At 68.7% G+C, this 25,033-nt stretch carries 27 protein-coding genes and 1 tRNA gene; 17 read left to right on the top strand and 11 right to left on the bottom strand.

Features of this window, described 5'->3' with window-relative positions; genetic code table 11:
• Positions 1–46 precede the first annotated feature (46 nt).
• The 3 genes from ABTY61_RS05840 to ABTY61_RS05830 all read right to left on the bottom strand — a co-directional run bounded on the left by ABTY61_RS05840 (position 47) and on the right by ABTY61_RS05830 (position 2,903).
• Complete coding sequence (locus ABTY61_RS05840; protein ID WP_350503653.1) at positions 47–1,042, bottom strand: hypothetical protein; 996 nt, start codon at positions 1,040–1,042, stop codon at positions 47–49.
• Between the two features lie 142 nt (positions 1,043–1,184).
• Positions 1,185–1,658 (bottom strand): NUDIX domain-containing protein, encoded by a 474-nt coding sequence (locus ABTY61_RS05835; RefSeq protein ID WP_350503652.1) that lies wholly within the window; start codon positions 1,656–1,658, stop codon positions 1,185–1,187.
• A gap of 27 nt (positions 1,659–1,685) precedes the next feature.
• Entirely contained in the window at positions 1,686–2,903 is a 1,218-nt protein-coding gene (locus ABTY61_RS05830) for a helix-turn-helix domain-containing protein (RefSeq protein WP_350503651.1), read from the bottom strand.
• A 146-nt stretch (positions 2,904–3,049) separates the two neighbouring features.
• Here ABTY61_RS05830 and ABTY61_RS05825 point away from each other — a divergent pair, with 146 nt between their 5' ends.
• From ABTY61_RS05825 to ABTY61_RS05775, 11 genes are all read left to right on the top strand, one after another.
• Positions 3,050–3,493, top strand: a complete 444-nt coding sequence (locus tag ABTY61_RS05825; RefSeq protein ID WP_350503650.1) for an ATP-binding protein — start codon at positions 3,050–3,052, stop codon at positions 3,491–3,493.
• Positions 3,490–3,717 carry a hypothetical protein gene (locus ABTY61_RS05820; RefSeq protein WP_350503649.1) on the top strand — a complete coding sequence of 76 codons (228 nt, stop codon included), beginning with the start codon at positions 3,490–3,492 and terminating at the stop codon, positions 3,715–3,717. Before ABTY61_RS05825 ends, ABTY61_RS05820 begins: the two co-directional genes overlap by 4 nt.
• A 368-nt stretch (positions 3,718–4,085) precedes the next feature.
• Positions 4,086–5,123, top strand: a complete 1,038-nt coding sequence (locus ABTY61_RS05815; protein ID WP_350503648.1) for a hypothetical protein — start codon at positions 4,086–4,088, stop codon at positions 5,121–5,123.
• Positions 5,117–7,162 carry a phosphoketolase family protein gene (locus ABTY61_RS05810; protein ID WP_350503647.1) on the top strand — a complete coding sequence of 682 codons (2,046 nt, stop codon included), beginning with the start codon at positions 5,117–5,119 and terminating at the stop codon, positions 7,160–7,162. The genes ABTY61_RS05815 and ABTY61_RS05810 overlap by 7 nt, the downstream gene beginning before the upstream one ends.
• Positions 7,159–8,196 (top strand): enolase C-terminal domain-like protein, encoded by a 1,038-nt coding sequence (locus tag ABTY61_RS05805; RefSeq protein WP_350503646.1) that lies wholly within the window; start codon positions 7,159–7,161, stop codon positions 8,194–8,196. The genes ABTY61_RS05810 and ABTY61_RS05805 overlap by 4 nt, the downstream gene beginning before the upstream one ends.
• On the top strand, positions 8,193–8,633 hold the full coding sequence (locus tag ABTY61_RS05800; protein ID WP_350503645.1) for a hypothetical protein: 441 nt from the start codon (positions 8,193–8,195) through the stop codon (positions 8,631–8,633). The genes ABTY61_RS05805 and ABTY61_RS05800 overlap by 4 nt, the downstream gene beginning before the upstream one ends.
• Complete coding sequence (locus ABTY61_RS05795; protein WP_350503644.1) at positions 8,630–9,295, top strand: HAD family hydrolase; 666 nt, start codon at positions 8,630–8,632, stop codon at positions 9,293–9,295. Before ABTY61_RS05800 ends, ABTY61_RS05795 begins: the two co-directional genes overlap by 4 nt.
• The gene (locus ABTY61_RS05790; protein ID WP_350503643.1) at positions 9,292–10,083 is read left to right on the top strand and encodes a class I SAM-dependent methyltransferase; all 792 of its coding nucleotides are present in this window, start codon (positions 9,292–9,294) and stop codon (positions 10,081–10,083) included. Before ABTY61_RS05795 ends, ABTY61_RS05790 begins: the two co-directional genes overlap by 4 nt.
• Positions 10,080–10,868, top strand: coding sequence for a creatininase family protein (locus tag ABTY61_RS05785; RefSeq protein ID WP_350503642.1), 789 nt, complete (start codon positions 10,080–10,082; stop codon positions 10,866–10,868). The genes ABTY61_RS05790 and ABTY61_RS05785 overlap by 4 nt, the downstream gene beginning before the upstream one ends.
• A gap of 26 nt (positions 10,869–10,894) precedes the next feature.
• The gene (locus ABTY61_RS05780; protein ID WP_350503641.1) at positions 10,895–11,641 is read left to right on the top strand and encodes a phytanoyl-CoA dioxygenase family protein; all 747 of its coding nucleotides are present in this window, start codon (positions 10,895–10,897) and stop codon (positions 11,639–11,641) included.
• Positions 11,642–11,703: 62 nt separating this feature from the next.
• Positions 11,704–12,348: an L-threonylcarbamoyladenylate synthase gene (locus ABTY61_RS05775; protein ID WP_350503640.1), complete on the top strand. Its 645-nt coding sequence runs from the start codon at positions 11,704–11,706 to the stop codon at positions 12,346–12,348.
• Between the two features lie 70 nt (positions 12,349–12,418).
• Here ABTY61_RS05775 and ABTY61_RS05770 read toward each other — a convergent pair whose 3' ends face one another.
• The 5 genes from ABTY61_RS05770 to ABTY61_RS05750 all read right to left on the bottom strand — a co-directional run bounded on the left by ABTY61_RS05770 (position 12,419) and on the right by ABTY61_RS05750 (position 15,995).
• On the bottom strand, positions 12,419–12,736 hold the full coding sequence (locus ABTY61_RS05770; RefSeq protein ID WP_350503639.1) for a hypothetical protein: 318 nt from the start codon (positions 12,734–12,736) through the stop codon (positions 12,419–12,421).
• A gap of 110 nt (positions 12,737–12,846) precedes the next feature.
• Entirely contained in the window at positions 12,847–13,473 is a 627-nt protein-coding gene (locus ABTY61_RS41950; RefSeq protein WP_502895230.1) for a plasmid mobilization protein, read from the bottom strand.
• Positions 13,474–13,645: 172 nt separating this feature from the next.
• The gene (locus tag ABTY61_RS05760) at positions 13,646–14,026 is read right to left on the bottom strand and encodes a hypothetical protein (protein ID WP_350503637.1); all 381 of its coding nucleotides are present in this window, start codon (positions 14,024–14,026) and stop codon (positions 13,646–13,648) included.
• A 120-nt stretch (positions 14,027–14,146) separates the two neighbouring features.
• Complete coding sequence (locus ABTY61_RS05755; protein ID WP_502895229.1) at positions 14,147–15,370, bottom strand: DUF3631 domain-containing protein; 1,224 nt, start codon at positions 15,368–15,370, stop codon at positions 14,147–14,149.
• Between the two features lie 409 nt (positions 15,371–15,779).
• Positions 15,780–15,995 (bottom strand): helix-turn-helix transcriptional regulator, encoded by a 216-nt coding sequence (locus tag ABTY61_RS05750; protein ID WP_350503635.1) that lies wholly within the window; start codon positions 15,993–15,995, stop codon positions 15,780–15,782.
• A gap of 619 nt (positions 15,996–16,614) precedes the next feature.
• Here ABTY61_RS05750 and ABTY61_RS05745 point away from each other — a divergent pair.
• Positions 16,615–17,934 (top strand): tyrosine-type recombinase/integrase, encoded by a 1,320-nt coding sequence (locus ABTY61_RS05745; protein WP_350503634.1) that lies wholly within the window; start codon positions 16,615–16,617, stop codon positions 17,932–17,934.
• Positions 17,935–17,955: 21 nt separating this feature from the next.
• Here the strand turns inward: ABTY61_RS05745 and ABTY61_RS05740 are convergent, their stop codons facing one another.
• The 3 genes from ABTY61_RS05740 to ABTY61_RS05730 all read right to left on the bottom strand — a co-directional run bounded on the left by ABTY61_RS05740 (position 17,956) and on the right by ABTY61_RS05730 (position 21,352).
• Complete coding sequence (locus ABTY61_RS05740; RefSeq protein WP_350503633.1) at positions 17,956–19,032, bottom strand: reverse transcriptase family protein; 1,077 nt, start codon at positions 19,030–19,032, stop codon at positions 17,956–17,958.
• Between the two features lie 241 nt (positions 19,033–19,273).
• On the bottom strand, positions 19,274–20,488 hold the full coding sequence (locus ABTY61_RS05735; protein WP_350503632.1) for a phosphoribosyltransferase-like protein: 1,215 nt from the start codon (positions 20,486–20,488) through the stop codon (positions 19,274–19,276).
• A 375-nt stretch (positions 20,489–20,863) separates the two neighbouring features.
• Positions 20,864–21,352, bottom strand: coding sequence for a YajQ family cyclic di-GMP-binding protein (locus tag ABTY61_RS05730; protein ID WP_350503631.1), 489 nt, complete (start codon positions 21,350–21,352; stop codon positions 20,864–20,866).
• Between the two features lie 218 nt (positions 21,353–21,570).
• Here ABTY61_RS05730 and ABTY61_RS05725 point away from each other — a divergent pair.
• From ABTY61_RS05725 to ABTY61_RS05705, 5 genes are all read left to right on the top strand, one after another.
• A tRNA-Tyr gene (locus ABTY61_RS05725) sits at positions 21,571–21,651 on the top strand.
• Positions 21,652–21,743: 92 nt separating this feature from the next.
• Complete coding sequence (locus ABTY61_RS05720) at positions 21,744–22,274, top strand: HAD family hydrolase (protein WP_350503717.1); 531 nt, start codon at positions 21,744–21,746, stop codon at positions 22,272–22,274.
• 83 nt (positions 22,275–22,357) lie between these two features.
• Positions 22,358–22,675 carry a type VII secretion target gene (locus tag ABTY61_RS05715; RefSeq protein WP_350503630.1) on the top strand — a complete coding sequence of 106 codons (318 nt, stop codon included), beginning with the start codon at positions 22,358–22,360 and terminating at the stop codon, positions 22,673–22,675.
• On the top strand, positions 22,676–24,430 hold the full coding sequence (locus ABTY61_RS05710) for an alpha/beta hydrolase (RefSeq protein WP_350503629.1): 1,755 nt from the start codon (positions 22,676–22,678) through the stop codon (positions 24,428–24,430). It begins immediately after the preceding gene.
• 35 nt (positions 24,431–24,465) lie between these two features.
• On the top strand, positions 24,466–25,011 hold the full coding sequence (locus ABTY61_RS05705; protein ID WP_350503628.1) for a hypothetical protein: 546 nt from the start codon (positions 24,466–24,468) through the stop codon (positions 25,009–25,011).
• Positions 25,012–25,033 lie beyond the last annotated feature (22 nt).

The raw sequence follows: 25,033 nt of genomic DNA, 5'->3' as shown, positions 1-25,033 counted from the left end.
CGTTTGGCCAGGTGATCGCAGCCGTATACCGGGATCTCGGTGGCCTTCAGGTGATGGGGGCGAGGTCTCTGCTGCCGAACGGGTACCGCGCGGCGTTCATCGCCGCCCGGACGCGGGCAGCTCCCTCGGCAGCGATATGCGCTCCGCTGGCGGGTTCGGCTGGGCGCCGGCCAAAGCCTGCACAGGCCCGGCAAATGCCCGGCTGGGGCACCGGGTCGTGGCACTTGGCGCACTCGGCGTAACGGGCCGCTGCGGGCCGCACAGCGGGCTGGACGGGCGGCATCTTGCGCTCCAGGCGGTAGCGGAGCACCGCGACCGCCGAGTGCACCGGCACGGGTAGGCCCGGCAGCAGGGCGTGGGCGAGATCAGCCTGGGTCGCGCCACGCTCCAGCCACTGCGCGACGAGGGGTGCGAGTTCCTCGGCCTCAGCCTGGCCGAGCCGCAGGCGCGGCTCGGGGCGGATCACCCGGAACAGCGTGGCGACCGCCTCGCGGACCTGCTCGTCCGGCACCGCCGCAGGCTGCTCGTCAGCCTCGTCCTCGTGGTCTTCCTCCCGCCCTCCCGTGTTCGCCGGCGGCTCATCGGCGAGGACCGGCTGCTCGGCGGGGAGGGAGGTTCCTTTGAACCGGTCCTTTGGAAGGACGTCAGCACCGCCGGTGGTCGCTTCACCGGAGACCGGACGGGTGGTACTCGGCAGCACCGTGAGCTGCGGGGTGTCGTAGACGTGGGTCTCGGTGATGATCGTGCCGTCCGGCAGGCGGATCTTCTCGACCCGGTAGAAGCCGGCCTCGGTCAGCTCCTTCAACGCCTTGCGGATAGCTCCGCGTCCCTGGGGGCTGGTGTCGGCCATGTGCCGGCCGTCCTCGCGCCAGCCGTCAGGGCGAGAGAGGAGGTCCGCGAGTAGACCGCGGGCGGTGTAGGACAGCCGCCGGTACTGCAGCATGCAGTTGGGCAGGACGGTGAAGTTACGTACGTGTTCGGTACGATGTACTCGCATCGGGAGTTCGCGCTCCTGGTGCCAGACCCCGGGATGTTCGCGCATCGCCGGGGTCGCCTATTTTCGGTTGGACCACGGAACGTACCACAATGCCAAGGCAGATGAGCCTTGTTGGCGTGAGCGGCCTTGATCACATTCACTGGCTGCACCGAATCAAGCTCCGTGCAGCCGGAGTGGGGCCGTGGATCTACGCGCGGGTCGCTCCGTGCTCCAGGTAGGCGGTCGCGGACTGCGTCCTGGCGACGCAGGCGGCGTGGACGCGGCGGGCAAGACGCGGGATGAGGACGGCGTCGAGCTGGTCGACGGTGTGGAAGGCGTACTCGCCGATCTCCACCTGGTCGACGGTGATGCTGTCGAGTTCGTTGGCCGGGAGGACGCCGCCGTCGAAGACGAAGAGGAGCTTGTCGCCCTCGGTGGGGTGGGGTGCCCAGTCGGCGACGAGCAGGCGGCCGATCGGCAGGGTGATGCCGAGTTCCTCCTTGACCTCTCGGGCCGCGCCCTCGCTCGGGGTCTCGCCGGCGTGGAGGTAGCCGCCGGGGATCTCCCAGCCGGGCTTGTAGGTCGGCTTCACGAGGAGGACGCGGTCGTCCTGGTCGAAGAAGAGCACGCCAGCGGCGGTGCGGGGCTGGGCTACGACCTCGTGGGACTGGGAGTCGCTCATGGCGACGACTGTAGCCGCCCAGCCGCGTCACGCGACGATCTGGAGCCGCTGTGCGACGCCTGCCAGCAAGTAGCTGGGTTTGCCGCGCTGTTGGCGGACCCAGTTGGTCACCAGGTGTCGGGGGATGAAGTGGTAGCGGACTTGCTCGGGGGCCATCTCTTCGGCGTCCAGTACGAGGGCAAGGGCCTCATCCATGCGGTTCTGTGCGCTGTAGGCGCGGGCGATTTCGAGTGAGTGCCGCACTCGGCGTTCGAGCGGCAGGGTCGAGGAGTCCACGCGCGGACCTTGGTCGAGGGCGATCTGGACATCGCCGAGCTCCATGGCGGTCGAGATCCGGTGGATGGCCACGTTGGTGGGCCCGAAGGCCGTCCACATGTGGTTGGCGTCGTGGCCGAGGCGCTGTGCGGCCCGGTCCGCCTCGGCGAGGAAGTCGCGCACCGTGCTCCGGTCCTCGATCCTCGCTGCGGCCATCGACCCGACGAGGAACAGGGTGCCGTAGATCGACAGGTAGGTAGGGGAACCGTCCTCCAGGCCGGCTTCCAGAAACGAGGCCGAGTTCATGACCAGATCCCTGGCGGCGGTGAGGCGGCCGTTGCTGAGCAGGCAGTGGGAGACCGAGCGGAACAGCGAGCCGGTGACGACGATGTCGCCCGACTCCTGGGCCGCCGCGAGGCCGCGGTCGGCCGACATCCAGGCGAGGTCGGCTTCGCCTATCTTCGTCAGGACCATCGCGGCGCCTTGGTAGGCCATCGCGAGCAACGCCCTGGCCTGCTGCTGTTGATCGCCCTCGTACATGCGGACCGCGCGCTGGGCCTGGGAGAGGATGTCCGGGATGAGTCTGGTCGCGCGGGAGTATCTGGCGTCCTGGTAGGCGGACCAGGCGGAGCCCACCTCGGCGCGCAGGATGTCGAGGTCGGGCGGATGTTCGGCATCGTCGGCCGCCAGGAACGGCGACAGCTGCTTGTAGTCCATGAGCGCCTCGCGCAGCTTCGAGACGGCTCCGCTCTGGGCATCGCCGGGCCAGTCGAGGAGTGACGGCTCCGCCAGCAGGTCGCCGAGCCGAATGTCGAGGGCATCGGCCAGCGCCCTGATGACCGAAAGCCGATCGAGCTCGATACGGCCGTTCTCGACCTTGCTCAGCCAGTCGGCCGTCCGCCCGACGAGGCCGGCCAGAACCTCCTGGGGCATGCCCCGTCGACGGCGGTACCAGGCGACGCGCTCGCCGATGCTCAGCGTCTCACTCATTCCAGGCATGCTCCCAGCCTGAGGGCGTCCCCGCCGCCTACCCCGGAAGGATTTTCCGGGTTCCCCGCCACCCATCCTCCTAGCGTTCTGACTCGCCCTCAAGCAACTCTGCCTGACGGGTGATTGGGCAACGAGGAGGGTTGATCGTGGTGGCACGTCAGGACCTTCGAGCAAAGGAAGCCATCGAGGTGGCCGGCTGCCTGTCGGTGCAGATGAGCTTCCTGCGCGCTCACGCCTCCGTGCCCTTGGCCCGGGCGCTGATCAGGGTGGTCGTCGGCGCATGGGAATTCGACGGGCCACTCGTCCAGGACATCGAGCTGGTCGCGTCCGAGCTCTGCACCAATGCCGTTCTTCACGGGGCGGCGTCGTGTCTTGGCTGCTTCGACGTCCGTCTGGCACCTCGGCCGCGCGGTCTGCGCATCGAGGTCGCGGACGCGGGGCCTGGGCCCGTAGACCGGCCCGTCCCGTCCGCTCTGGCCGAGAACGGCCGGGGGCTCCTCCTCGTGAGCCGGATGTGCGAGAGCTGGGGCGTTGACGCGACGAGCGACGGCACCGTGGTCTGGGCCGAGCTCAGGACCAATGCGGCATGACCGACTACCAGCCGCACGACGACATCTACCGCGCCGCTTACCGGGATCCCGTCGAAGCCGTACTCACCTGGCTCTGCGTGCTCGGCCACCTCATCGTCCTCGCCCTGCTCGGAGTGGCAGCCGACCACCTGCCCAGCTCCGATCGCTTCGGCCCCGTCCTGGCGGCCGACCACGAGCCCGACCGCGACCTTGAGCAGCACCCCGCGGTCGAACCCGAGGCATGACAACGGAGTCACGCCTCGTCGTCACGCGCATCACCGAGCGAGAAGGGAACACCGCCATGTCGTCCACCGTGCGCCTGCAGGCGCCCCAGCCTCCGCCGCCTCCGCCCCCGCCGCCGCCGGCACCGCCGACCCCGCAGCCGCCGTACCCCGGTCGCTGAGCGAAGGAACCGCGTGGGCCTGCCGGACGGACACCGGCAGGCCCACACGGGCCCGTCTTCCCCGGCGCGCCGAGGGGAGTGAAACAGATCCAGCAGAGAACGACGGCCAGGGCATCGAAGCCCGGTCGAGCCAGCGACGGAGAGTGGATCATGAAAACAGCGCTCGGCAGCAAACCGGCAGCGGTCCTCACGCTTCCGGCCATCAGGGGCATGGCGGAGAGCTACGGCGTGCCCGTGGAGGACGCCCTGCTCATCGCGATCAACCTGTTCGGGATCTCCTCCATCCACGGCCGTCACCGCGCCCGGATCTCGGTTCGTCTCACGACCCGGCCGGACGTCGCCTGGATGGTGATCGTCCCGCTCAACGCCGAGGCCTCGCCGTTCCACCTGGCCGGCGACGAGTTGTCGCTGGGCGACACCATCGTCGGCTCCATCGACCGCGTCGCCGCCGACGAGGCGGTCGGCGGGTACTTCAGGGACGACGGGCGGGCCGCGACGCTCAACCCCAACGCCCGCAGCCGCTGTGTGGGGTGCTCGTTCTGCCCGAACACCCTGGAGGCCGCCGCCGATCCCCGCCTCTCCGAGGAGCGGGAGCTGGCCGAGCTCCTGGCCGCGATGGTCGAGCAGCACCCTCGCCGCAATCTGGCCGAACTCCGTGAGGTCACCGTGTCGACCGGGTGCTTCGAGCGGGAGCGGGCGGCCGTCGACCACCTGATAGGCCTGCGTGACGTGCTCGCCGCCCACGGCATCGGCGCTCGGATCGGGTTCCTCACCTCGGTCATCCGCACGAGCGAGGCGTTCGAGGAACTGGCGGAGCGCGTCGCCCCGTTCGTGCTGCAGCTCACCGCGGAATGCTTCAGCCGGAGGGACCTGCTTCTGAAGGCAAGCAAGGCGACGCTCACCGCCGAGGAGATGCCCAAGGTCCTGCGGCGGGCGATGCGCGCTGGCCACGCGACCTCGTTCACCTACATCGTCGGCCTGGACCGGCTCGCCGACCTCCGGACCGGTGTTGCCGAGCTGATGCCGTTCGTCACCGAGTTCCCCAACTTCCAGGTGTACCAGGCGCACAACGCCATCATGGCGGGCCTCCGGGCCGAAGGCTCCGATTCTCTGGAGTACTACCTGCGGGCCCGCCAGGAGATCGAGGACATCGTCGGGCCGACCGGCCTTCGCCCGGCGGCATGGGAGTGCTACCGGCCGCTGTGGTACTTCACGTTCGGCGAGGAACAGTTGGTGCCGCCATGCTGAACCGGGCCGACGCGCTGTGGAGGGCAGCCACGTATGTGGCGGTGGCGCTTCTGCACCTCGATGACAACCAGCTGCTGACCGAGCCGCTCCAGACCGGCCACGTCAAGCCTCGCCCCGCTGGTCATTGGGGCACCGTCCATGGAACGGCGTGGGCCCTCGCCCACACGGTTCTCGCTGCTGGCGAGCTGGGGCCCGGCCGTGAGCTGGTTCCGGTGATCGGCGCCGGCCACGCGGGGGTGGTCCAGCTTGCCTACGCCTGGCTCACCGGCGAGCTGGCAGCCGTGCGCCCTCAGTACTCCCGCGATGCGGCCGGGCTCAGGCGGTTGGCTCGGGACTTCCCTGACGTCGACGGTCTCGGTGCGGAGACCCATCCGCTGCTGCCGGCGGGAGCGGCGCCCGGCGGGTGCCTCGGCGGCGCTCTCGCGTTCAGTCACGGCATGGCGCTCGACGTGCCCGGGCGGGTCGTGGTGCCCATCGTCGGCGACGGGGAGTGCGAGACCCCCACGACGGCGGCGTCGTGGCTTGCGGCCCGGGCTCTGCAGGGGAGTGCTGTCCTGCCAATCGTCCACGTCAACGGGTTCCGCATGGGTGACCGGTCGCTGCTGGGGGCGATGAGCGACGCCGAGCTCGTTGCGTACGCGGTCGGCCTCGGGTGGCGAGGCCGGGTGGTGCACGTAACCTCGGCCACCGTCGATGAGCACCAGGCGTTCCGGGGCGCCCTGGCCGTATCCGCTCATGAGGTCGCTGAGGGCTCACGGACCGCTGTGTTTCTCCGCTGCGTGAAGGGCTGGAGCGGGCCGGAGACGGTCGACGGGCGGCAGGTGCTCGGAACGGCTGCGGCCCACAAGACGCCACTTGGCGGGGCCCGCCGGAGCGAAGCCCAGCGCAGTCAGCTGGAAAGGTGGCTGGCGTCGTACCAGCCCGCAGAGCTCTTCGACCACGACGGCCAGCCGATCGGCGCTCTGGCCGAGGCCCTGGGGTCTGCCGCGTGGCACTCTGCGGTCGGCCCTGGACGCCCGACCAGTGAGGGGCCGAAGCCGGTGGTTCTCCGCAGGGCCGCCCGCTTCGGTGAGGCAGTAGGCAGTGTTCTCCGCAGGCATGCCACGGTCGGGGGCTTCCGGGTCTTCAGCCCGGACGAGATGTCCTCGAACCGCCTCGGCGCACTGCGGGACGAGCCCTGGGTGTCCGAGGTGCTGGCCGAGGAGGTGCTCCTCGGCTGGCTGTCCGGTTGGATCAGCAGCGGTCGACGCGGAGTCCTGGTGTCCTACGAGGCATTCGCCCCGCTCCTGACCGCCGGGATTGTCGGCCACCTCAAGCACCGTCGCCTCGCCGAGGAGAAGGCGTCCCCGAGCCTCAATCTGCTGCTGACCTCGTACGGGTGGCACAACGTCTTCACCCACGGCGATCCGTCGCTCACCACGGCCCTACTCGCGACGGAGGACCCTGCGGTGACCGTGCTGGTTCCGGCCGACACGCAGCGGACGGCCGCCGCGCTCGACGCGGCGCTGAACTCGACGGGCCGCGTCAACGTCCTGATCGCGGGCAAGCACACCGAACTGCGGCTCCCGCTTGAGACCGCCGAGGAGGAACTGGCACGCGGGTTCGCCATCTGGCCGCACCTGAGCGACGAGGAGGATCCCGATCTCACCATCGTCGTGGCGGGAGACCTGCCGGCCGAAGCCGTCACGACGGCAGTGCCGGTCCTCCGCGGCCGGCTGGGCTGCCGAATCCGTGTCGTGGGCGTTCTCGACCTCACCGTTCTCGGCAATCCCACGCGTTGGCCCAAGGGCCTGACCGACGCCGAGATCGATCACTACTTGGGCGAGCGCTCCGCTGTCCTCGTCGTCACGCTCGGGCACCCGGCAGCCGTGTGGGGGTTACTGGCGGGGCGCCTCCGGCGGCCGGTTGACGTGATCGGCTGGCGCGAGCCACCGGGACCGAAGCCGCAGGACGCCCTCGCGCGCGAGCTCGGCCTGGACACCGCCGGACTGCTCCGGGCGGCTGGTCGGTTGACAGCCAGGCTGGAGGCTGCGCAATGACGGAGCCGGTCATCGACAAGGTGGAGACCGTACCGGTCGGCGGTACGGAGGCCGGGGACGACAGCGTCTTCGTCGCGGTCCACGGCGCTGGGCAGACTGGCTGGTACGGGCCCGTGAGCACGATGGTCGGCCGAGCAGTGGAGGCGATCGGCCCCGTAGTGGTAGGCGCCTTGCTGCTCGATCACGACGGACTCCGACCGCGCATACGGGCAGCCGCACCGAAGGTCTCGGACTGGGCAGTCGGAGCGATCGACTGCGCGGTGTGGGACCTCCACGGCCGCCTGGTCGGCAAACCGGTGGCCGACCTGCTGGCGCCAGGACGGAGGACGCAGGCCGTACCGGCGTACGCCTCCTGGCTCCGCCTGGATCTCAGCGGCCCCAACAGCCACGGTGCGCTGGCCCAGGTTCTCGAAGAGGGCTGGGCCTTCACCAAGTGGGGACTGCGCCGCCGCCCGGGCCCGACCGTCGCCGCCGAGGCCACGAATCTGGTCGCGGCACTGGCCGATGCTGCGGCGGTCATCAGCGAGCCCTTCGCCGTCGACGCGGTGGGCACGTGGAGTCCGCAACTTGCTGCTGCTGTCGCCGGCCGCGTTGACCAGCCAATGCTGGCCTGGCTAGAGGACCCGCTGCCGGAGCACTACCTACGCGTCTACAGCCAGCTGGCCGCTGCCGGCGTACCAGTCGCGGTGGGCGAGCGCCTGCGACCCGACGAAGACCTGGACACCCTCCTGGACTTCGCTCAGCCCACCGCACTGACCATCGACGTCGTCGGCTGCGGCGGCCTCACCCATGCGGTCGAGATCACCACGAGCGTTCGCGAGGCCGGTGTCCCCGTCTACCCCCACGGCCGCTCGATGGCGCCCGGCATCCACCTCGCCGCCGCCTTCCCCGACGACGTCCCGGCCGTCGAGTACCGACGCCAGTGGGAACCGCGCCGCCAACTCCTCTACGCCGAGCCCTGGATACCCAAAAGCGGCCTGCTTCCCGCCCCCGAAGCCCCCGGACTCGGAACCCAACCCCGGAGACTGCGATGACCCGAACCATCGGCACCTTCCCTGTCCAAGGAACAACCCGTCACGACGAACACGGCCTGCTCCTCGTCCTGGACCGACGACTCGACGGACACGACACCTTCCTCTCCGGCATCCTTGACCTCGGCCAAGGGGCCGCAGCCGTACGGATCTTCACCCTCGACGACGTCACCGTGCTTCGACCGCTGGAAACGATCAAGGCGCCCAGCCCGGTCTGGGCCGGAATCCTCCACCTCCCGCACGGACTTCGCCCGCGCGTGGTCCCCGCTGACCTGGCGGACGCCGCCCAGGTCGGCAGCCGCGACCTGGCCGCGCTCGACGCGGCCGAGCTGCGGTACGCGCTGACCTTCCTCGGTGAGGCCACCACCGCCCAGATCCGTATGGCACGGATCGCCGCCATCGTCTCCGCCCTGCCTCCGGCCGGGGGTGACGCTGCATGAGCAGGTCAGTCGGTCGCCTGGTCAGCCTAGACATTGGGGGAACCCTCGGAAACGCGCAGGGCCCCGGCCTGGCGGCCAGGCTCGCCGCCGTCTCACCGCTCGGCCCGAAGCAGGCCAGGCGCGTGATGCGGGACGTCCTGCACACCGCACCGGAGATCACCGACGCCGTGATCCAGCAGGTCTGCGCGGAACTGGACATCAAGCAATCGAACTTCCCAACAGATCTGCCTGTCTCCCCGCTCGTCCTCTTCCCCGGAGTCGTCGAGGCACTTCAGCAACTCAGCGACAGCGCCACCGTGGTCACCCTCTCGAACGTGACCTGCACCGAGGCCGACCCAGACCGGCTCCTCACGCTCCTCTCCCCGTGGGTCAGCGCCCACTTCCCGTCCTGCCGCACAGGGTTCGCCAAGCCCGACTGCCGCGCATTCTGGACCGTCGCCGACGCCCACCAGGTATCAGCCAGGACCATGGTCCATGTCGGCGACGACTGGGAATGCGACATCAGCGGCGCCACGGCCGCCGGATTCGCCGCCGTCTGGCTCTCCCACGGCCGTACGGTCCCCGATGAACACGTCCTCGTTGAACACGACGTGCTCGTCGCCCACGATCTCGCCGACGCAGTCCAGCACGTTCGCCAGCTACTCGATCTGAGGAATCCATGAGCCTGTTCACCGGCACCGCCAGCTACTACCGCCAGTACCGCCCGGGTATCCCGGACGAGGTCGCGACCGTCCTCGACCAGGCCGTCGCCCCCGGCAAGCCCCGCCGGCTCCTCGACATCGGCACCGGCACCGGCCTGGTCGCCGAAGCCCTCCTCGGCCGGTTCGACGACATCATCGCCATCGACAACGACGCCGACATGCTCAAGGCCGCCGAGGAGGCACTCCGACCCCAACTCCCGGACGGGGCAGACCTGTCGCTCATCGAGTCGACGGCCGAGGACTTCAAGCCCCCGACCGGCTGGCAGGCCGACCTCGTCACGATCTGCCGAGCCTTCCACTGGCTCGACCAGGCCACCGTGCTCGCACTCCTCGACGACCAGGTGGCCCCTGGCGGTGCCGTCGCGATCTTCGGCGACAACAGCTTCTGGGCCGCCGACAGCCCCTGGAAGCAGTCCGTTCGCGCGGTCGTCCAGAGCTTCCTCGGCGAGGAACGGCGGGCCGGCAACAGCACCTTCAAGCACCACAACCGGCCCTACAGCGAAATCATGGAAGAGTCGCCCTTCAACCGGGTCGAGGAGATCCGGGTGCCCGTCCACCGGACGTGGAGCACCAACAGCATCCTCGGTTACCTCTACTCCACGAGCTTCGCCGCACCGCACCTCTTCGGGGGCCGCCTCGACGAGTTCGAGGCTGCGGTGGAGACAGCCCTCGCCGAGCACAGCACCGAGGACGTCTTCCCGGAAGACAACGAGTTCCTCATCCGCATCGGTCGGCGGGGCACCGAGTGATACGAGCAGACGGCCCAGCCGCCCGCCAGTACGGGCGGCTGGCCGCACCCGCGGTCCTGACCGACCTCACCACGGAATCCGTGTTCTGCCTGCCCATCGGCTCCCACGAACAACACGGTCCCCACCTGCCGCTCAACACGGACACGGTGATCGCGGAGCGGTTTACCGGCCGGCTGGTCCAGCGGTACGGCGAACAGCACGACCTGTGGGCGCTGCCGGCCATCCCGTACGGGCTCTCGCTCGAACACGCCTGGTCGCCGGGAACCGTGTCGCTACGGATCGCGAGCTTCATCTCCCTGCTCGACGTCGTGGTCACGGAGTACCTGCGGGCGACCCCTGCGCGAAGGCTCCTGATCATCAACGGCCACGGCGGCAACCGAGGAATCCTGGAGCCTGCCCTCCACGAGCTGAGGAGCGCGCACACCTTCTCCGTCTGCGTCATCCACCCGGCCTCGCTGTCCACCGTCCAGGTCGGCGGCGAGACCGTCCCGGAGATCCACGCCGGCATCCGCGAGACGGCCATGATGCTCGAACTCGCGCCCGAGGACGTCCATCTCGACAGCCTCCCAACGGACTTCACCGTCAACGGCGCCGAGGCGAAGCGGCTCGTCCTGGACCGCGGCACGACCTGGCCGTGGACCTCCGGAGACACCACCATCGCCACCTGCGGCGTCATCGGAGGCGACCCGCGCCGGGCAACCGTCGACGCCGGCCGAGCCATTCTCGGCAGCGCCCTCGATGCGGCCGGCCACGTGCTCACCCACCTCACCAACCACAGCCCGTAACCGCCCCCGGCCTACCAGGAGATTCCGTGGCCCTCACCGCCGCAGAGAAGCACGCCTTCATGCGCGACGGCCTGCTCGTCAGGCGCGGCGCCGTCCCCGACGACCAGATCGTCCGAGCCCGTGAACTGGTCACCGACTGGTACCGCGAGTCGATGAACCCCGAGCTCATCAGCGCCTACACGCAGCGGACCTTCGCACCGGAGCTCGGAAGCCACCCCGACCTGCTCGCGCTCTTCTCGGCGTCCCCGGCCGCCGAGCTCGCCCAAGGCCTGCTCGGCACCGTCCGACCTGTCTCCACCGTGCAGCTCCAGATCCGCATTCCCGAGGGCCAACTCGAACAGGCCCAACCGGAGAAGGCGATGCACGTGGACGGCGTGGCCTGCCCGCACCTCGACCCCGAGGAGCTGCGGACCTTCTCGCTGCTGGTCGGCGTCGTGCTGTCCGACATCACCGACCCCCACGGCGGGGCCCTGCGCTACCAGCCGGGCGGGCACCTGGCCATGGCCGAGTGGTTCCGCACCCAGTGGTCGCTCGGCATCACCGAGCAGGTCCCGCCCAACATCGACGCCCGCGCCGGCACTCCGTTCCTCGGCCAGCCCGGCGACCTGCTGCTGATGCACCACCTCGTCCCCCACGCCGTTGGCCGCAACCTCAGCCCGGAGCCACGGATCATGGCGTACTTCCGCGTGGAGTACCCCGACCACGCTCGACGGCGGCTGCAGGCACTGCAAGACCCGTGGCTCGACTACCCGGGGCTGTCGCAGCCCGCGTGAACTCCAGCCAGGGCCGGGAGCGAGCCCGGCCTGTCCACTGACTCCGAGACGGAGGGATACCTGTGCGACCGATCCCAGCAGAACAACTCATCGCCGCCGCCCGTGCCCTGGAGGCTGGCGAACTCGTCATCGTGCCCACCGAGCGCTGGTACATGATCTGCGCCGACGCCACGAACCTGGCCGCCTGCAACAGCATCTTCAACGGCAAGCAGCGGCCACGCGCCAAGTCCCTCGTCCTCGTCACCCCCTCCCTGGAGGAGTGCGAGAAGCAGTTCGTCATCCACCCCGAGGCCAGGCAACTGGCTGACGCCTTCTGGCCCGGCGACCTCGCCATGCTCCTTCCCTGGCAGAGCGTGGACGTCGGAGCACAACATCCCGCAGTCGGGTCGCCGGCCCTCACCACCAACTCGTCGGGCCCACTCGGCGCCCTCGCGGCGGAGGCCCGCACGCCGGTGGCCGCGACGACCGTCAACATCTCGGGCGACGCGGGAGTCGGCGCGCCCGGCCCTGCGATCACGGTCGGGGAGGTCCAGCGCTTCCTGGACTCCACCGGCGTCAAGGCGACCGTCATCCTCGACGGAGGAGTCTCGCCGGCCGCCAACCACCTCACCATCGTCGACTGCTCGACACCGGCGACCCGTCTCGTCCGCACCGGCCTTGTCCACCAGCGCGCGATCTCCGCTGTGCTCGGCCGCGAGGTGGAGTGAGAGCCGGTAGCCCGAAGCCCGGCTGACCTGTGCGTCAGCCGGGCTTCGTCTATTCGTGCAGCGTGAGCCGTCAATCCCACATGGCGCCTGCAAGGAGGCCGTCGAACGCGAGGGCCCGCATGGCGGCGTCGAAGTTCACCCACTCGTGCTCGGGGACGGTGAAGTGCTCGTCGAAGTAGGCGCGGGTGAGGTCGGGCTCATGCCATTCGCAGGTGCAGCGGCAGCGGACGAAGACCTGGGCACGCACGTTCAGGAGGAGCCAGTCGCGGGTGGCGTCGCACTTCGGGCAGGTGATGGTGAAGCCACGCGGGTCGAGCGTGTCCGGGTGAGGGACGGCGCGGATCACGGGACGGTGGGAGATCCAGTCGGTGTCGGTGGGATCGGGCACGGGCGCCTCCAGGGTTCTGGCGGTGGGGAACCGACACAAGACGACCCTGTGCGGAAATGTTCCCAACCAGCCAGAACTACATCGAATCGACATCAACTGCCCTGACTTCCCTACCCGCCAACGAGGTTGGCTGCGGTGGTGTCGACCGTGGAGACCGCGAGCCGGACGAGGCGCAGGGTTTCGTCGAGCTCGGCGGGGCGGTGGAAGCCGTTGGCGTGGAGGGCGAAGGAGATCTGGTTCAGGTTGTTGCCGACCCGGGCCAGTTGGGCGCGGGAGTTGGCCAGTTCGTCGACTGCGCGGTCGAGTCGGTCTTGAGGATCGCCCGCGCTGAGACCGCGGGCGTCGTTCAGACTGCTGGTCGCGCAGAAACGCGAGACGGTCTGGGTGCGGTTGGCGGCGGAGCGGCGGATCTCTTCGTACTCGGCGGCGTTGTATCGGACGGTCACACGGTGCGGGCGCTGCTGCGGGTCGCGGTGGCGGCGGCGTGGCTGGCGCGCGGGAGTGCTCGAAGCGAGGTTCTTGGGGCTGTCGCTGTTCTCCTCAACCTCACCCGGCACCCCCTGGTACCGGGTGGCCGGTGACGAGTCGAGCGCCCCCGCTCGACTCGCCGCCGGCTCCCCCTCGCCGATGGGCGAGGGGGTTGCGTGGGACTGCCCGTGGGGCGGTCCCACGCGATAGCTTGCTGCCACGCGGCCCCCGGATCCGTGCTGCGATGGAGAGTTGACGTCAGTGGTCATTTCGGCGTAGGGGTGCACGTATGGGTCCTTGTGAGTCGGGTGATGGTCGGGGTGCCGCCCCTGGCCCGCGCAGGGCCAGGGGCGGCGGTACGTCGGCAGGTTTCGGGGGACTGGTTGCACTCGTCCCACCCGTACTGGCGGCGGGCGCGCACGTTCAGGGCGCGGGCTGTGCTCAGGTGGTCGGCAGGCCGTGGGCGAGGCCACACTCGGGCATGAGAATGAGGACATCCGGTGCGGCGGTGCGGCAGCCGCAGGTGTCGGCTCGTCCGGCGAGTGCTCGGGTGTGCTCGGTGCAGGCCGTACCGGCGGGCAGCGGTATCCAGTTGCCGATAGTGCGGTCCTCGCGGACAGCGCTGCGGACACGCCCGGTGACCAGCTTGAGGCGGTCGAGGTCGTGAGCCACGAGGTCAGGGTGGCGAGTGAGACGACCGCACTCCAGCAGGTCGGTGAAGTCGCCAACGAGATTCTCGGCGAGGGCGGTCGCGGCAGCCTGCCGATCGGCGGCGCTGCCGCTCAGCGTGGGGCGCAGGGTGCAACAGGTGGTGGGGGTCAAGCGAGAGATCCTTCGATTGGGGATAGGGGAGTTGCACTCGTCGCACTCGTACCGGGCAAGCCGGACGGGCGCGCGAGCGCAGGGGGTGGGACAGGTGGGACGGGCTGCGGCGGGCCGAGGTCAGGCCAGGCCGCCGTCCTCGGCCTGCGGCGGCGCGGGCTCGGGGCAGTAGCGCCGCCACGGGTCGAGGAAGTCGTTCCGGACGAAGCCCTTGGCCTGCCGGGAGTCGGGGAAGCGGATGTTGGACGAGGAGACGCCGAAGTCCTTGAGCAGGAGCTGAAGTCCGCGCGCGGTCAGACCGCTGACCCCGAACTCAGCCCACGGCGCCTCCTCCAACGCCCGCAGTTGGGCGAGGAGCGTGGCGGTGGCGAGGGCGGGCGGATCACCGAGAGCGGTGAACACGGTCCGGATGTCCTGCAGGATCCGGATCTTGGCACCGTCGCCGTCGTCGTCCAGACCGGCCTCGTGAGCACACATCGCCGCGCACGCGGCGCGTGCGGTGGCGGGCCAGTGACCGCCGGCCAAGTCGGCGACGATCACCAGCGGCTCCCAGGTGTCGGCAGCGCGGTCGGTCACCGGCATGGCGGGCAGCATCCCCACCGCCTTCGGCAGCAGCGGGCGGAGCCAGTCGGCGACGCGGTCGCGCAGGCCGTGGAGCGGTTTGGTGTCGAGGGCCGAGCGGAACGGCTGCACGCTCTCGCCCAGTGCGCGGCGGCGCATCCGGACGACCACCGAGCGGTCCATGATCGTGTCCGGGAGATCGCCGATCCCCGCCAGGGCGGCCATCGCGAAGGTCGGGAACTTGCCCGGCCTCATGTCCGGTCCGTTGCCGACCATGCGGACCGCCGGGCGGTTGCGCTGGTGACCGGCGTTCAGCACACCGCGCAGTTCCTCGTTCCGCTCGGCGGCCTTCGACGTGCCGAACAGCGTGTCGGCCTCGTCGACAAGCAGGGTCGGCGGGTCCTCGGTGATCGAGCGGAAGACTGCGGGCAGGCTGGCGTTCACCGTGATGAGCGGGTCGTGGACCGTCTCGGTGACGATGTCCAGCAGCCGCGACTTGCCGCAGCGCTTGGCCGGACCGACCACCGCCAGCCGGGGCGCGTGCTGCCACGCCGGCTGCCCGTGCGTGGCGGCCACCCACAGCGTCACCGCGTCCAGCGCGTGCGGGGACGGCAGCACGACGAACCGGGAGAGCGTGGACCGCAGCTCGTCCAGCAGCACCACGCCCGGGTCCACGCGGACCACCGGGAGCGCCTCCGGACCGGACCGGACCACCGGACCGTCATCCGGACCGGACGGGACCGGACTGTCCGCAACACCGGTCCCCGTCACCGGACCGTCGATCCGGACGGTCCCCGTCTGCGGACCGGCGGTCCGGGACGGAACCGCAGGCCGGTCCGCTGGTCCGTCCCCGTCCGGTGGAACGGTCCGCTCGGTCCGCGCCTGCGGACCACCGTCCGTCAAAATGGTCCGGGACCGGCCCCCGTGTTCCGCCACAGGCTGCGGACCGTCCCCGAGGTCGGTCCCCGTGTCCGGACCGCCCGCAGCGGACGGACGACGGCCGTCCGCAGAGTCCGGGACCGACACCGGTCCCGTCGAAGGTGTGGAAGGCATGCTCTCCAAGGAGTCTCCTAACTGCGCTCCCGGACCGTGGAATCCGGGACCGCCGAGTCGAGCGGTGATGTGGGGAAGGGCCGTACAGCCCGCCGACGCGCTGGGCGACGGGGACGGAAGCTGACCGTGCAGGCGGCGCTCAGGCAGCGGCGCGGCCTGAGCTCAGGTCGTCCAGCCACGCCTCCACCTCGGTCCAGCGGTAGCGCAGGTGCCGGCCGACCTTGATCGCCACAGGGCCCTGACGACGGTGTCGCCAGGCGTACACGGTCTGCAGCGGGACGCCGAGGTACGCGGCGAGCTCCTCTGCGCTGGCCAGCGGACGACGATCGAGGGCGGCACGGGGAGTCTTCGGCAAAGAGGTCTCCGGAGGGTAGGGGGGCGGGGAATTCCGGAAGATCGGCAAGGACCGTAATGGGCCCGGCGCGGTTCTGCGCGGAAAGGAGTCTGCACGCGGTACGGCCGAAAACCTAAAAAGGACTCGGGCCTTCCTGCCAGACACCTCGGGCGAGGGATAAGCCTTGCCCGGGGAACGGCGTGCGGAGAATTCTCCACGTACCCCGGCTCGCAACCTAAAACGGTCCCGAACTGGCTCTCTGGCTACCGGGCAGGGAAGCGCTGTGCCTGGCGAAGCGGCACACAGAGGGATCGCTGAGAGGCCCTGTCGCAGGCAAGCCGCCTTGTTGTTGCACCAGACTCGGCCTGCCTGCCTGCCTGCCTGCCTGCCTGCCGACGTGAGGTCGACCACCTGGGACGATCCGTCACTATCGGGACGATCGGATACGGATGAATCCCTTTGGGACTCCATGCTTGACAAAAGGCCGCCGGGCGATCAATATCCAAAACCCGCCCGAGAACGGGTTCCGTGCCCGTTTCTTTCCAGCGGATCACCCGGCAAGCGGATCGTCTTGCTGCGACTTTCCCCCCACCGCCGGCCAAAGGCCGCGCCTTCCCATGTCCCCGACCAGAGGAGCCGAATGGCGACCGTTTACGACACCTGGCACAAGACCCACCCCCGCCCCACCGACAAGCCCTGCGGTGAGCACAAGGGCAAGTACCCCACCGCCGACCACGGCAAGGGCAAGCGTTGGCAGGTCCGCTACCGCGACCCCAGCGGCGAGCAGCGCAAGCTCAACTTCGCTCGGCGGGCTGATGCCGACGCGGAGGCTTCCCGCCTCGACAACGATCTCAACCGCGGCGCCTACATCGACCCCGCCCTCGGCAAGGAGACGTTCCGCGAGGTCGGCGAGCGCTGGCGCGCGAGCGCCGTCCACGGGTCGAGCACCGTCGAGCGCGTCGACCGGGCTCTCCGCCTGCACATCTACCCGATCCTCGGCGACGGGGCCATCGGGGGCGTCAAGACCTCGGACATCCAGGCGTGGGTCAAGGACCGCTCGAAGGTGCTGGCGCCGTCGACCTTGCGGGTGCACTACAGCTACGTGACCGCGATCTTTCGCGTCGCGGAGCTTGACCGTCAGATCCCGTTCAACCCGACGAAGGGGGTGAAGCTGCCGCCTCCGCCGCGCAAGGAGATCGTCCCGCTCGCCGTCGAGGTCGTGGCGGCCCTGGTCGACGCCGCCCCCGGCTGGTACCGGGTGCTGCTGCTCCTGGCGGCGGCCTCGGGGCTGCGGCAGGGCGAGCTGTTCGGGCTTGAGCTGGCGCACATCGACTTCAAGCGCGGCACGGTCCAGGTGAAGCAACAGGTGGTCGGCCCCGATCGCGGCGAGCCCTACCTCGCGCCACCCAAGACCCACGAGAGCTACCGGACGGTCCCGGTGGCCAAGCCGGCGATGGACGCGCTGGCGGCGCACCTGGAGAAGTACCCGGCCCGCCGGGTCGACATTGAGGACCGTACCGACCCGCGCCCCGGCAAGTGGAAGCGCCGGAAGGCGTTGCTCGTCTTCACCAACGAGCGAGGTGAGGCGATCCGCCGCGCGGCCTGGGCAGCGGTCTGGGAGAACCTCGTGCGAGTCGCGGACAAGGCCCTCCGGAAGCAGCACGAGGGCGCGCTCAAGAGCTGGGAGCGCCGTGGCCAGCCGGACGACGCGGAGCCGACGCTCCGCCAGGTGCCGGACGACGCGACGATGCACGACCTCCGGCACTTCTACGCCTCGGTGCTGATCAAGCACCGGGAGAGCGTCAAGACGGTGCAGAAGCGGCTCGGCCACGCCAAGCCGTCGATCACGCTCAACACCTACACACACCTGTGGCCGGACGAGGAGGACACAACGAGGGCGGCGATCGAGGCGGTTTTCGGCGTCGCACCTTCGTTGCGTTCGCTCGGGACGGGGGTGTAGCCGGATGGGCGTGGCGTATGGCTACCACTGCTGTCGGTCGAGAGCGGTGATGCCCTCCGCCGACAAGATCTCTTCCCAACGCTCGGCCAGTGGTGCTGACCAATCCCTGTCGACGCCCCGCGCATAGCGGAGCAGGCCATCGACGTGTCGGACGAAACCCCCGAGTGAGCTGAAGGCTGCATGTTCGACGTGAGCGGCGAGGCCGAAGGTGGCGACGCCGCGGATGTGGTTCTCGATCCGCTTCCGGGTTGGAATGGGGACCCGCAGCCGGTCGCCGTCCACGAGTAGACCAAGAACAAGCTTCCGCTGGCCGGGCGGCAGGATGCGGGTCTTCTTGTGGTGCACCTGGAAGTGGGACTGATAGATCGCTTGGGTGATGTCCGATACGCAGCGGCTTACCGCGGCGCGGTCGAGCCTGTGAAGCGCCGAGAAGGCCAAGTCGTCTGCGTACCGCGTGTAGGTCAGGCCGTGGTTCTCGGCGATCTCCCACAACCGGTCGTCGAGGGTGCGGGCCGCGAGGTTTGCGATGGCTCCGCTGGTTGGTGAGCCCTGTGGAAGGAAGCCGGGACGGTTCCCGTTGTAGGAACGGATAGCCGCATAGCGTCCCCAGGTGGCGCGGGCCAGCTGCTGGGGGAGTCGGGTGCAGACACGCGAGATTTCGAAGGCGACGAGCCTGTTGTAGCCGACTGCCTGCAGGATTCTGTAGACCTCTCGCTCGCTGATGGAGTGAAAGAAGTCGTGCAGGTCGAACTTCAGTAGCCAGGTAGCACCCAGGTGTCGCTCAGCGCACTGCACTGCGGAGCGGCCGTGCTGATAGGCGAAGCTGGCCTGATGGGGGCTGATGCGCTCAAAGATGTTTGCGAGGAGCCATCTCTGAATGTCCATCAGAACAGGATTCGGCGAGGAGATGAGCCGGGCCTTGCCTGGCTCCCGCTTGGGCCGCGAGAACTCGGTATACGGGTCGAGCTGTCGCTGGACGATCCCACGCAGGTACGGGTACTCCGCGCCCGTCAGGTGCGAAAGGTGGCGCAGCGTCAGGACGGCTGTGACTGAGTAGCTTTCGGACCGCTTGATCTGGCGCAGGGCCTCGTCCAGCACTGCCGGATCGACACCAGCGGCCAAACCGTGCCGTCGATAGGTGGCGGGGGAGTCGATGACGGCCTACCTTCGGTGTATCCCGCGAGGGCTCTTGGAACCCGGCGCCAGTCCCACGTAGGGCACGCCGGCTTCCAGGATCCAGGCGATCGACAGCTTGATCACAGCTGCAGCCAGGGCCGCAGCCTGGTCCACACATGAGTGGACTGCTGACTCGGCGATGAACTCGCCGATGCTCTAGGCGTCACCGACTCCCCTTAAGCGCTTGAGGATAGTAGGGGTCGCTGTTGCCCTGCAAACCGCCAGCAATGTGCCGCGGCTTTGCCTTCGCCTTGCGCAGCTCCTGCCAGCCCGAGTCGGTGAGCCGCCGTTCCTCGTCTAGGAGGCCCAGCCGCTGTGCCAGTTCGGTGAGCGTCACAGCGGTTGGGATGGGGACGCGTAGCGCAGGTGCCAACTGTTCAGGGTGCCGTCGTCTTCCGGCGGCGTGCGCGAGCAGGTCGATGAGTAGCTCGAGTTCGGGCCGGCTCATGCTGTGCAGGTTCGTCGCTGCCGCTAGCCGGTGCTGTCGGACGGCCTGGAGCTGTTGCTGCCGGTTGGGGAGCGGTCGGTAGTCAGTCAGGGCATTCATCAGGTCGAGCGGTGCCGTGCGGTGTTTGAAGAAGGGGACCCATTTCCCTGACTGCGCACGGCCCTTCGTCTGCCGCACGATGTTCGGGAGGTTGTTGGGAACGGTATGTTCGAACACGAGCAGGCCCTCGCTGCCGCCCCATCCCCGCCCGCCCGTGTTGGCGGCCGCATACCGTTCGCAGATGAGTCTGATCGCCTTGCGTTGTGCTGGTTCCCATGGGGCGGACTCGAAGTCCATGCCGGCGTGGAGGGTATGCACAGAGTCGTACACCGCGCTCGACTTGAGCCGCCTGAGCGCGGTAGTCGATGCAGCGAAAAGCACCAGGTGGAGCCTGATGAGTTTGAGCGAGCGCCAGCTGCGGATGGTGGGGTTCCGAAGCCATGCCTTCGCGTAGTTGATGGCTTCGTCGCCCGAGCCGGCATAGTCGGACACGAACACCAGACTGCGCACGCGCCTATCCCGGAGGTGCTCCAGTTTCCAACTCTGGCGTGACACCACCTTCGTGTCGAACGCCTGCTCCGTCGAGCGGAGGATGTTCTGGACGATGAGCTCGCTGCCGCCGGTGGCCGGCACCAGGGGCACCTTCTCATCGATGAACATCGTTTCGTTCAGCTCGCAGGAACGGACGCTATACAAGGCAGCAGGGCCGGGCACGCGCGAGGGGTCCGCAAGCAAGGAGTGCAGGTGCTGCGAGAGTCGCTGACGAAAGGATGTCGACGACACGAAGTGAAGACTGTCGATGAGGAGTTGCGCATGCGCAGTATCCGATGGGCGGAAGTTTGACAGCCAAGCTTCGCCCTGCTGCGTGGCACTCGGTCGCAACTGCTGCACGGCGCTCATCCTAGTGCTCGGGTGCGGACTGCCGCACAGCGATGAAGGACTGAACTCGTGGCCGTGAGCCCCTTCGCGACCTGGTCAGCGAGCTTGCCGCTCTACAGGCTGACCGGCCTCGCGGCGGCCTGCAGGGCGAGCCTGAATTATTGATGGCTTCGGGGGTGAACTCTCTGGGCCGGCGGCCCTGCGTACGCCCCAACATGCGACTCGTCGGGCGGCGCATAGGCGGTGGGCCGTCCTGCAGGTGGACCAAGACCTCCCCACGGCAGGGAGGGCACAACAAGGCGCACCGATCGAAGCTGATCCAGCTTGTGCCCTCGATGTGCCCTCCCGGGCTGAAAAGCTAGCGTTTCCGCAGGTCAGCGCGGCTGACTAGCGGTAGTTCACGTACTGGATCGCGAAGTCGAGGTCCTTGCCCTTGAGCAGCGCCTGGACGGCCTGGAGGTCGTCGCGGCTCTTGGAGCTGACGCGCAGCTCGTCGCCCTGGACCTGGGCCTTGACGCCCTTCGGGCCCTCGTCCCGGATGATCTTCGCGACCTTCTTGGCATCCTCCGTGGTGATGCCCTCCTTGATGTCCGCGAAGATCTTGTACTCCTTGCCGGACAGCTGCGGCTCACCGGCGTCCAGAGCCTTCAGCGACAGGCCGCGCTTGATGAACTTCGTCTGCAGCACGTCCAGGATGGCGAGCACGCGCTCCTCGCCGTTGGCCTTCATCTCGATCTTCTCGCCGGAGCGGCTGATCTCGCCGCCCACACCCTTGAAGTCGAAACGGGTGGCGATCTCGCGGGAGGTCTGGTTGATCGCGTTGTCGACCTCCTGCCACTCGACCTTCGAGACGATGTCGAAACTGGAGTCGGCCATGGGTGTTGGTCTCCTTGATGCTCTGGCTTCACTGACACGGCCCGCCCCACCGGGCGTCCGCCGCCCAAGCCTATCCAGCGTCACCCCGGCCCCGCCCGTGACCGCCGCGCGCCACTTCCTGATCATCGCGTGATCTATCGAGTGGCGGAGCACCCCCGGGGATCAGGTATGGTTTACCACGTCGAACGGGGCCGAGAAGCCCCGCGAGACACCATCCTGGCTGGTTGCCCGAGCGGCCAAAGGGAGCAGACTGTAAATCTGTCGCGCAAGCTACGCAGGTTCGAACCCTGCACCAGCCACAGGATAGAGAACAGCCCCTGATCTGCGGAAACGCAGATCAGGGGCTGTTTCGTTGTGCTCGAACACCGGTCACGCCGGATGGCCGTTTTGCGTGGTTTGTCTCATCTCGGTTCGCCTGGATCCGGGCCCTGACCAGCGCGTACGGACCAGCTGCGGACCAGGATCCGGTGCCGGCGGCGTCGCCGGCCGGTTGGTCTCGGTCGTCAGTAACAACGCGGGCGCGGCCATCGAGGCCTACCTCGCCGAGCACGGTCTCGGCGGCTACGTGGCCGGCGTCTTCGGGCGGATCCCGGGCGACCCCTCGTCCATGAAGCCGAACCCGCATCTCCTGCTCGAAGCAATGGAAGGCGCGGGTGCTGGGCCGGAGCACTGCATCTTCATCGGCGACGCAGCCTGCGACGTCGAGGCCGGGAAAGCGCTGGCGTTCCCACGATCGGCTATGCCGACAGGCCGGGGAAGGACGCCAAGCCGACCGCCGCCGGGGCCGTGGCGATCGTGGACTCAATGGAGATGGTCGCCGAGGGCCTTCTCAGCGTTTCGGCCGGTCCAGACATCGAATGACAGAGGCCGCACGGTCGCCCGGCGTCCGCGTCACCCGTCGTATCTCGCAACAGTTGAGTAGTCGTACTCAGGTGCGATCGCTCGACTCCTGGTTCGATCGACTCCGAACGGAGCAGTCGATCCCACACGTACCGGATGTGACGAGTGAGCGGTAAGAGCGACGACGCGCTGAAGGTGGACACCAACGGCCTGAAGAAGGTCGGAAAGCAGTGCCACGACATCGCGGAGCAGATGCCAGCCGAGTTGGCCCGGGTGCACAAGCCCTCGGACGAGGCAGCGGCCGGTCTGAGCGGCTGGCTCTCCGGCGCTGCGATCACGGCGTGCACGGAGGCGTGGGAGAAGGGGCAGCGCCAACTCGCCAAGGACATCGGGGACAACGGGAAGAACATGGTCACCGCGGCGGACGGCTATGACGGCGTGGACGAGGCCGTGCGCAAGAGCCTGGTCTACGGGGGCAAGTAGATGGACCTGTACCAGCTGGAGAACGCGCAGCCCTCGCGTCTGGCCGCTCTCGCCAACGCCTACGACTCCCTCGGGAAGGCCAATCACGCCCACTTCGAGGCGGTGAAGGAGACCTCCCGCTGGGTCGGGACCAACTGGTCGGGGACTGCTGGGAAGGCCGCGAGCACCAAGCTGAAGCAGACGAACAATTCGCTGGACGGCTCGTACGTGGCGATGCAGGCGACGAGCGCGCTGCTGCGCCATGCCGCCGAGGCGTTCGAGCTCGCACAGTCCAAGCTGGTCGAGGCGTTGGAAGAAGCCCGGAAGGCGGCGTTCACGGTCGGCGCCGACGGGTCGGTCACGTATCCCAAGCCCAGCACGGCGGAGCAGCACGATACCGATTACGACGCCCCGAAGCGGGCCAGTGCCTTGGCCGAGCGGATCAGCAAGGCGATAGCCGAAGCGGACGCGGTCGATCAGAAGGTCGCGCTACGCCTCAACGCGATCGCCCAGTTGGCGACCTTCGACGGGCTCAATCCCGAGGCGGCGCAGCTCCAGCTCGACGCCGTCAACTCCCTTGACGAGGGACTGAGGAGCCTTGGATGGCCGGGCAAGGATGCCACCGCCGCCGAGGTCAACGCCTGGTGGAAGGGGCTGGCCCCGGACGAGCAGCAGAAGATGCTGACCCTGCATCCCGACCTCCTCGGCGGTCGCAACGGCATCCCCTCGGAGGTGCGGGACAAGGCCAATCGGGCGCAGTTGGACGGGATGATCAAGTATCTGGAGGAGAAGCCGCACCGGTCGGGTTACGACGACGGCAAGCTGGAGGGCCTGAAGGCGCTTCGGGACAAGCTCGCCGCCAACGGCGCCCATCTCAACGACGCCGACCCCAAGACCAAGCAACCTCCGATGTTCCTTCTCGGGGTCGGTATGGAGTCCCACGGTCGGGCGATCGTCTCCTATGGCAATCCGGACACCGCGGACAACGTGTCGGCGTACGTGCCGGGTCTGAACACCATGCTCGACGGGCACTTCGTCAACAACGACGTCCAGCGTGCGCGCAACATCTACGACGCGGCCACCCAGAACGACCCCACGAAGAAGAACGCGTCCATCGTCTGGCTCGGTTACGACGCGCCCCAGATCAACGGCAACGACCCCACCAACGACCTCAAGGTCACGGGCACCGGCAACGCGAAGGAGGGCGGCAGGGCGTACAGCGCGTTCATGCAGAGCCTGCGTGCCACGCACGAAGGCGCGATACCCGCCCATGTCACGACGGTGGCGCACAGCTACGGGTCCCTGACTGCAGGCGAGGCGTCCAAGCAGCCGGGCGGCCTGTACTCCGACGACGTGGTGATCATCGGCAGCCCGGGGATGGACCTCCACAAGGCCTCCGACCTTGGCGTCCAGGACGGACACGTCTTCGCGGCCGCAGCCAAGAACGACAAGGTGGCGCAGCTCCCGGACGGGACCCCCGACCCCAACACGGTGTGGTTCGGCACGGATCCGGCCAGTGCCGAATTCGGGGCGAAGCGGTTCGGCGCTCCGGACGGGCCGGACAAGGGGTGGTGGGGAGCCGTGCAGGGTGACATCCCGGCGCACTCCGTCTACTTCGACGCCCGCGAGGCGGAGGCGTACAACCCGGACGGTACTAAAACCTCGGAGATCGTCCGCCACCCCGACGGGACGATCGAACCGAACGAGTCCCTGCAGGCCATCGCCCAGGTCGTGAGCGGTCACGGCGACCGTGTCGTGACGGTACCGCCCCGATGAGCGGGGAAGGCGGTGTTCGCCGCGGTTGCTTGCGAGTGCTGGGTGTCACCGTGCTGCTGTTGGCAGGGTTCGCCTGCTGGATCGCCTACGGCTGGTGGGACGTACGTCAACCCGCGGACATGCCGATGCGCGAGGGGGTGACGAAGCTCGACCAAATGCTGGAAGCGACCACTGCCGGCGTCGAACCGCCTGTCCGGATGGCCTATGGCTTGATCGAGGGCAAACAGTACGACACCGGGCTCAACGACGAAGTCGACAAGCACCACATCAACGAGACCGGCCAGATCGTGACCCGGATCTCCCCCTCCAAGGCCGTCGAGTTGTCGGACAAGGTCGAGGCCCGATGGAAGCACCTCGGCTACCGGACAACTCGTTCCACCGGTGCAGCGTCCGCCGTCAAGGCCACGACTGGGGACGGCAGCGAGATCCAGCTGGACATCTCGTCGGACGGGCGCGCAACCCTGCGCGTCAGCCTTGGCCCGTATGTGCATCTCTCCCCGTTCAGCCGCCCAAGTGGAGCCCCTGACGGATCGACCGCCGAAGCGGTGACGCTGACCGAGGACCCGTACTGGTCGCGCTGATTCAGCAGGAGAGGGGGTTCTG

The organism is Kitasatospora sp. NPDC096128, assembly GCF_040303105.1.
GTDB lineage: Bacteria > Actinomycetota > Actinomycetes > Streptomycetales > Streptomycetaceae > Kitasatospora.
The sequence above is the reverse complement of the archived record's forward strand: the minus strand, read 5'-3'. Positions and strand labels throughout refer to the sequence as shown.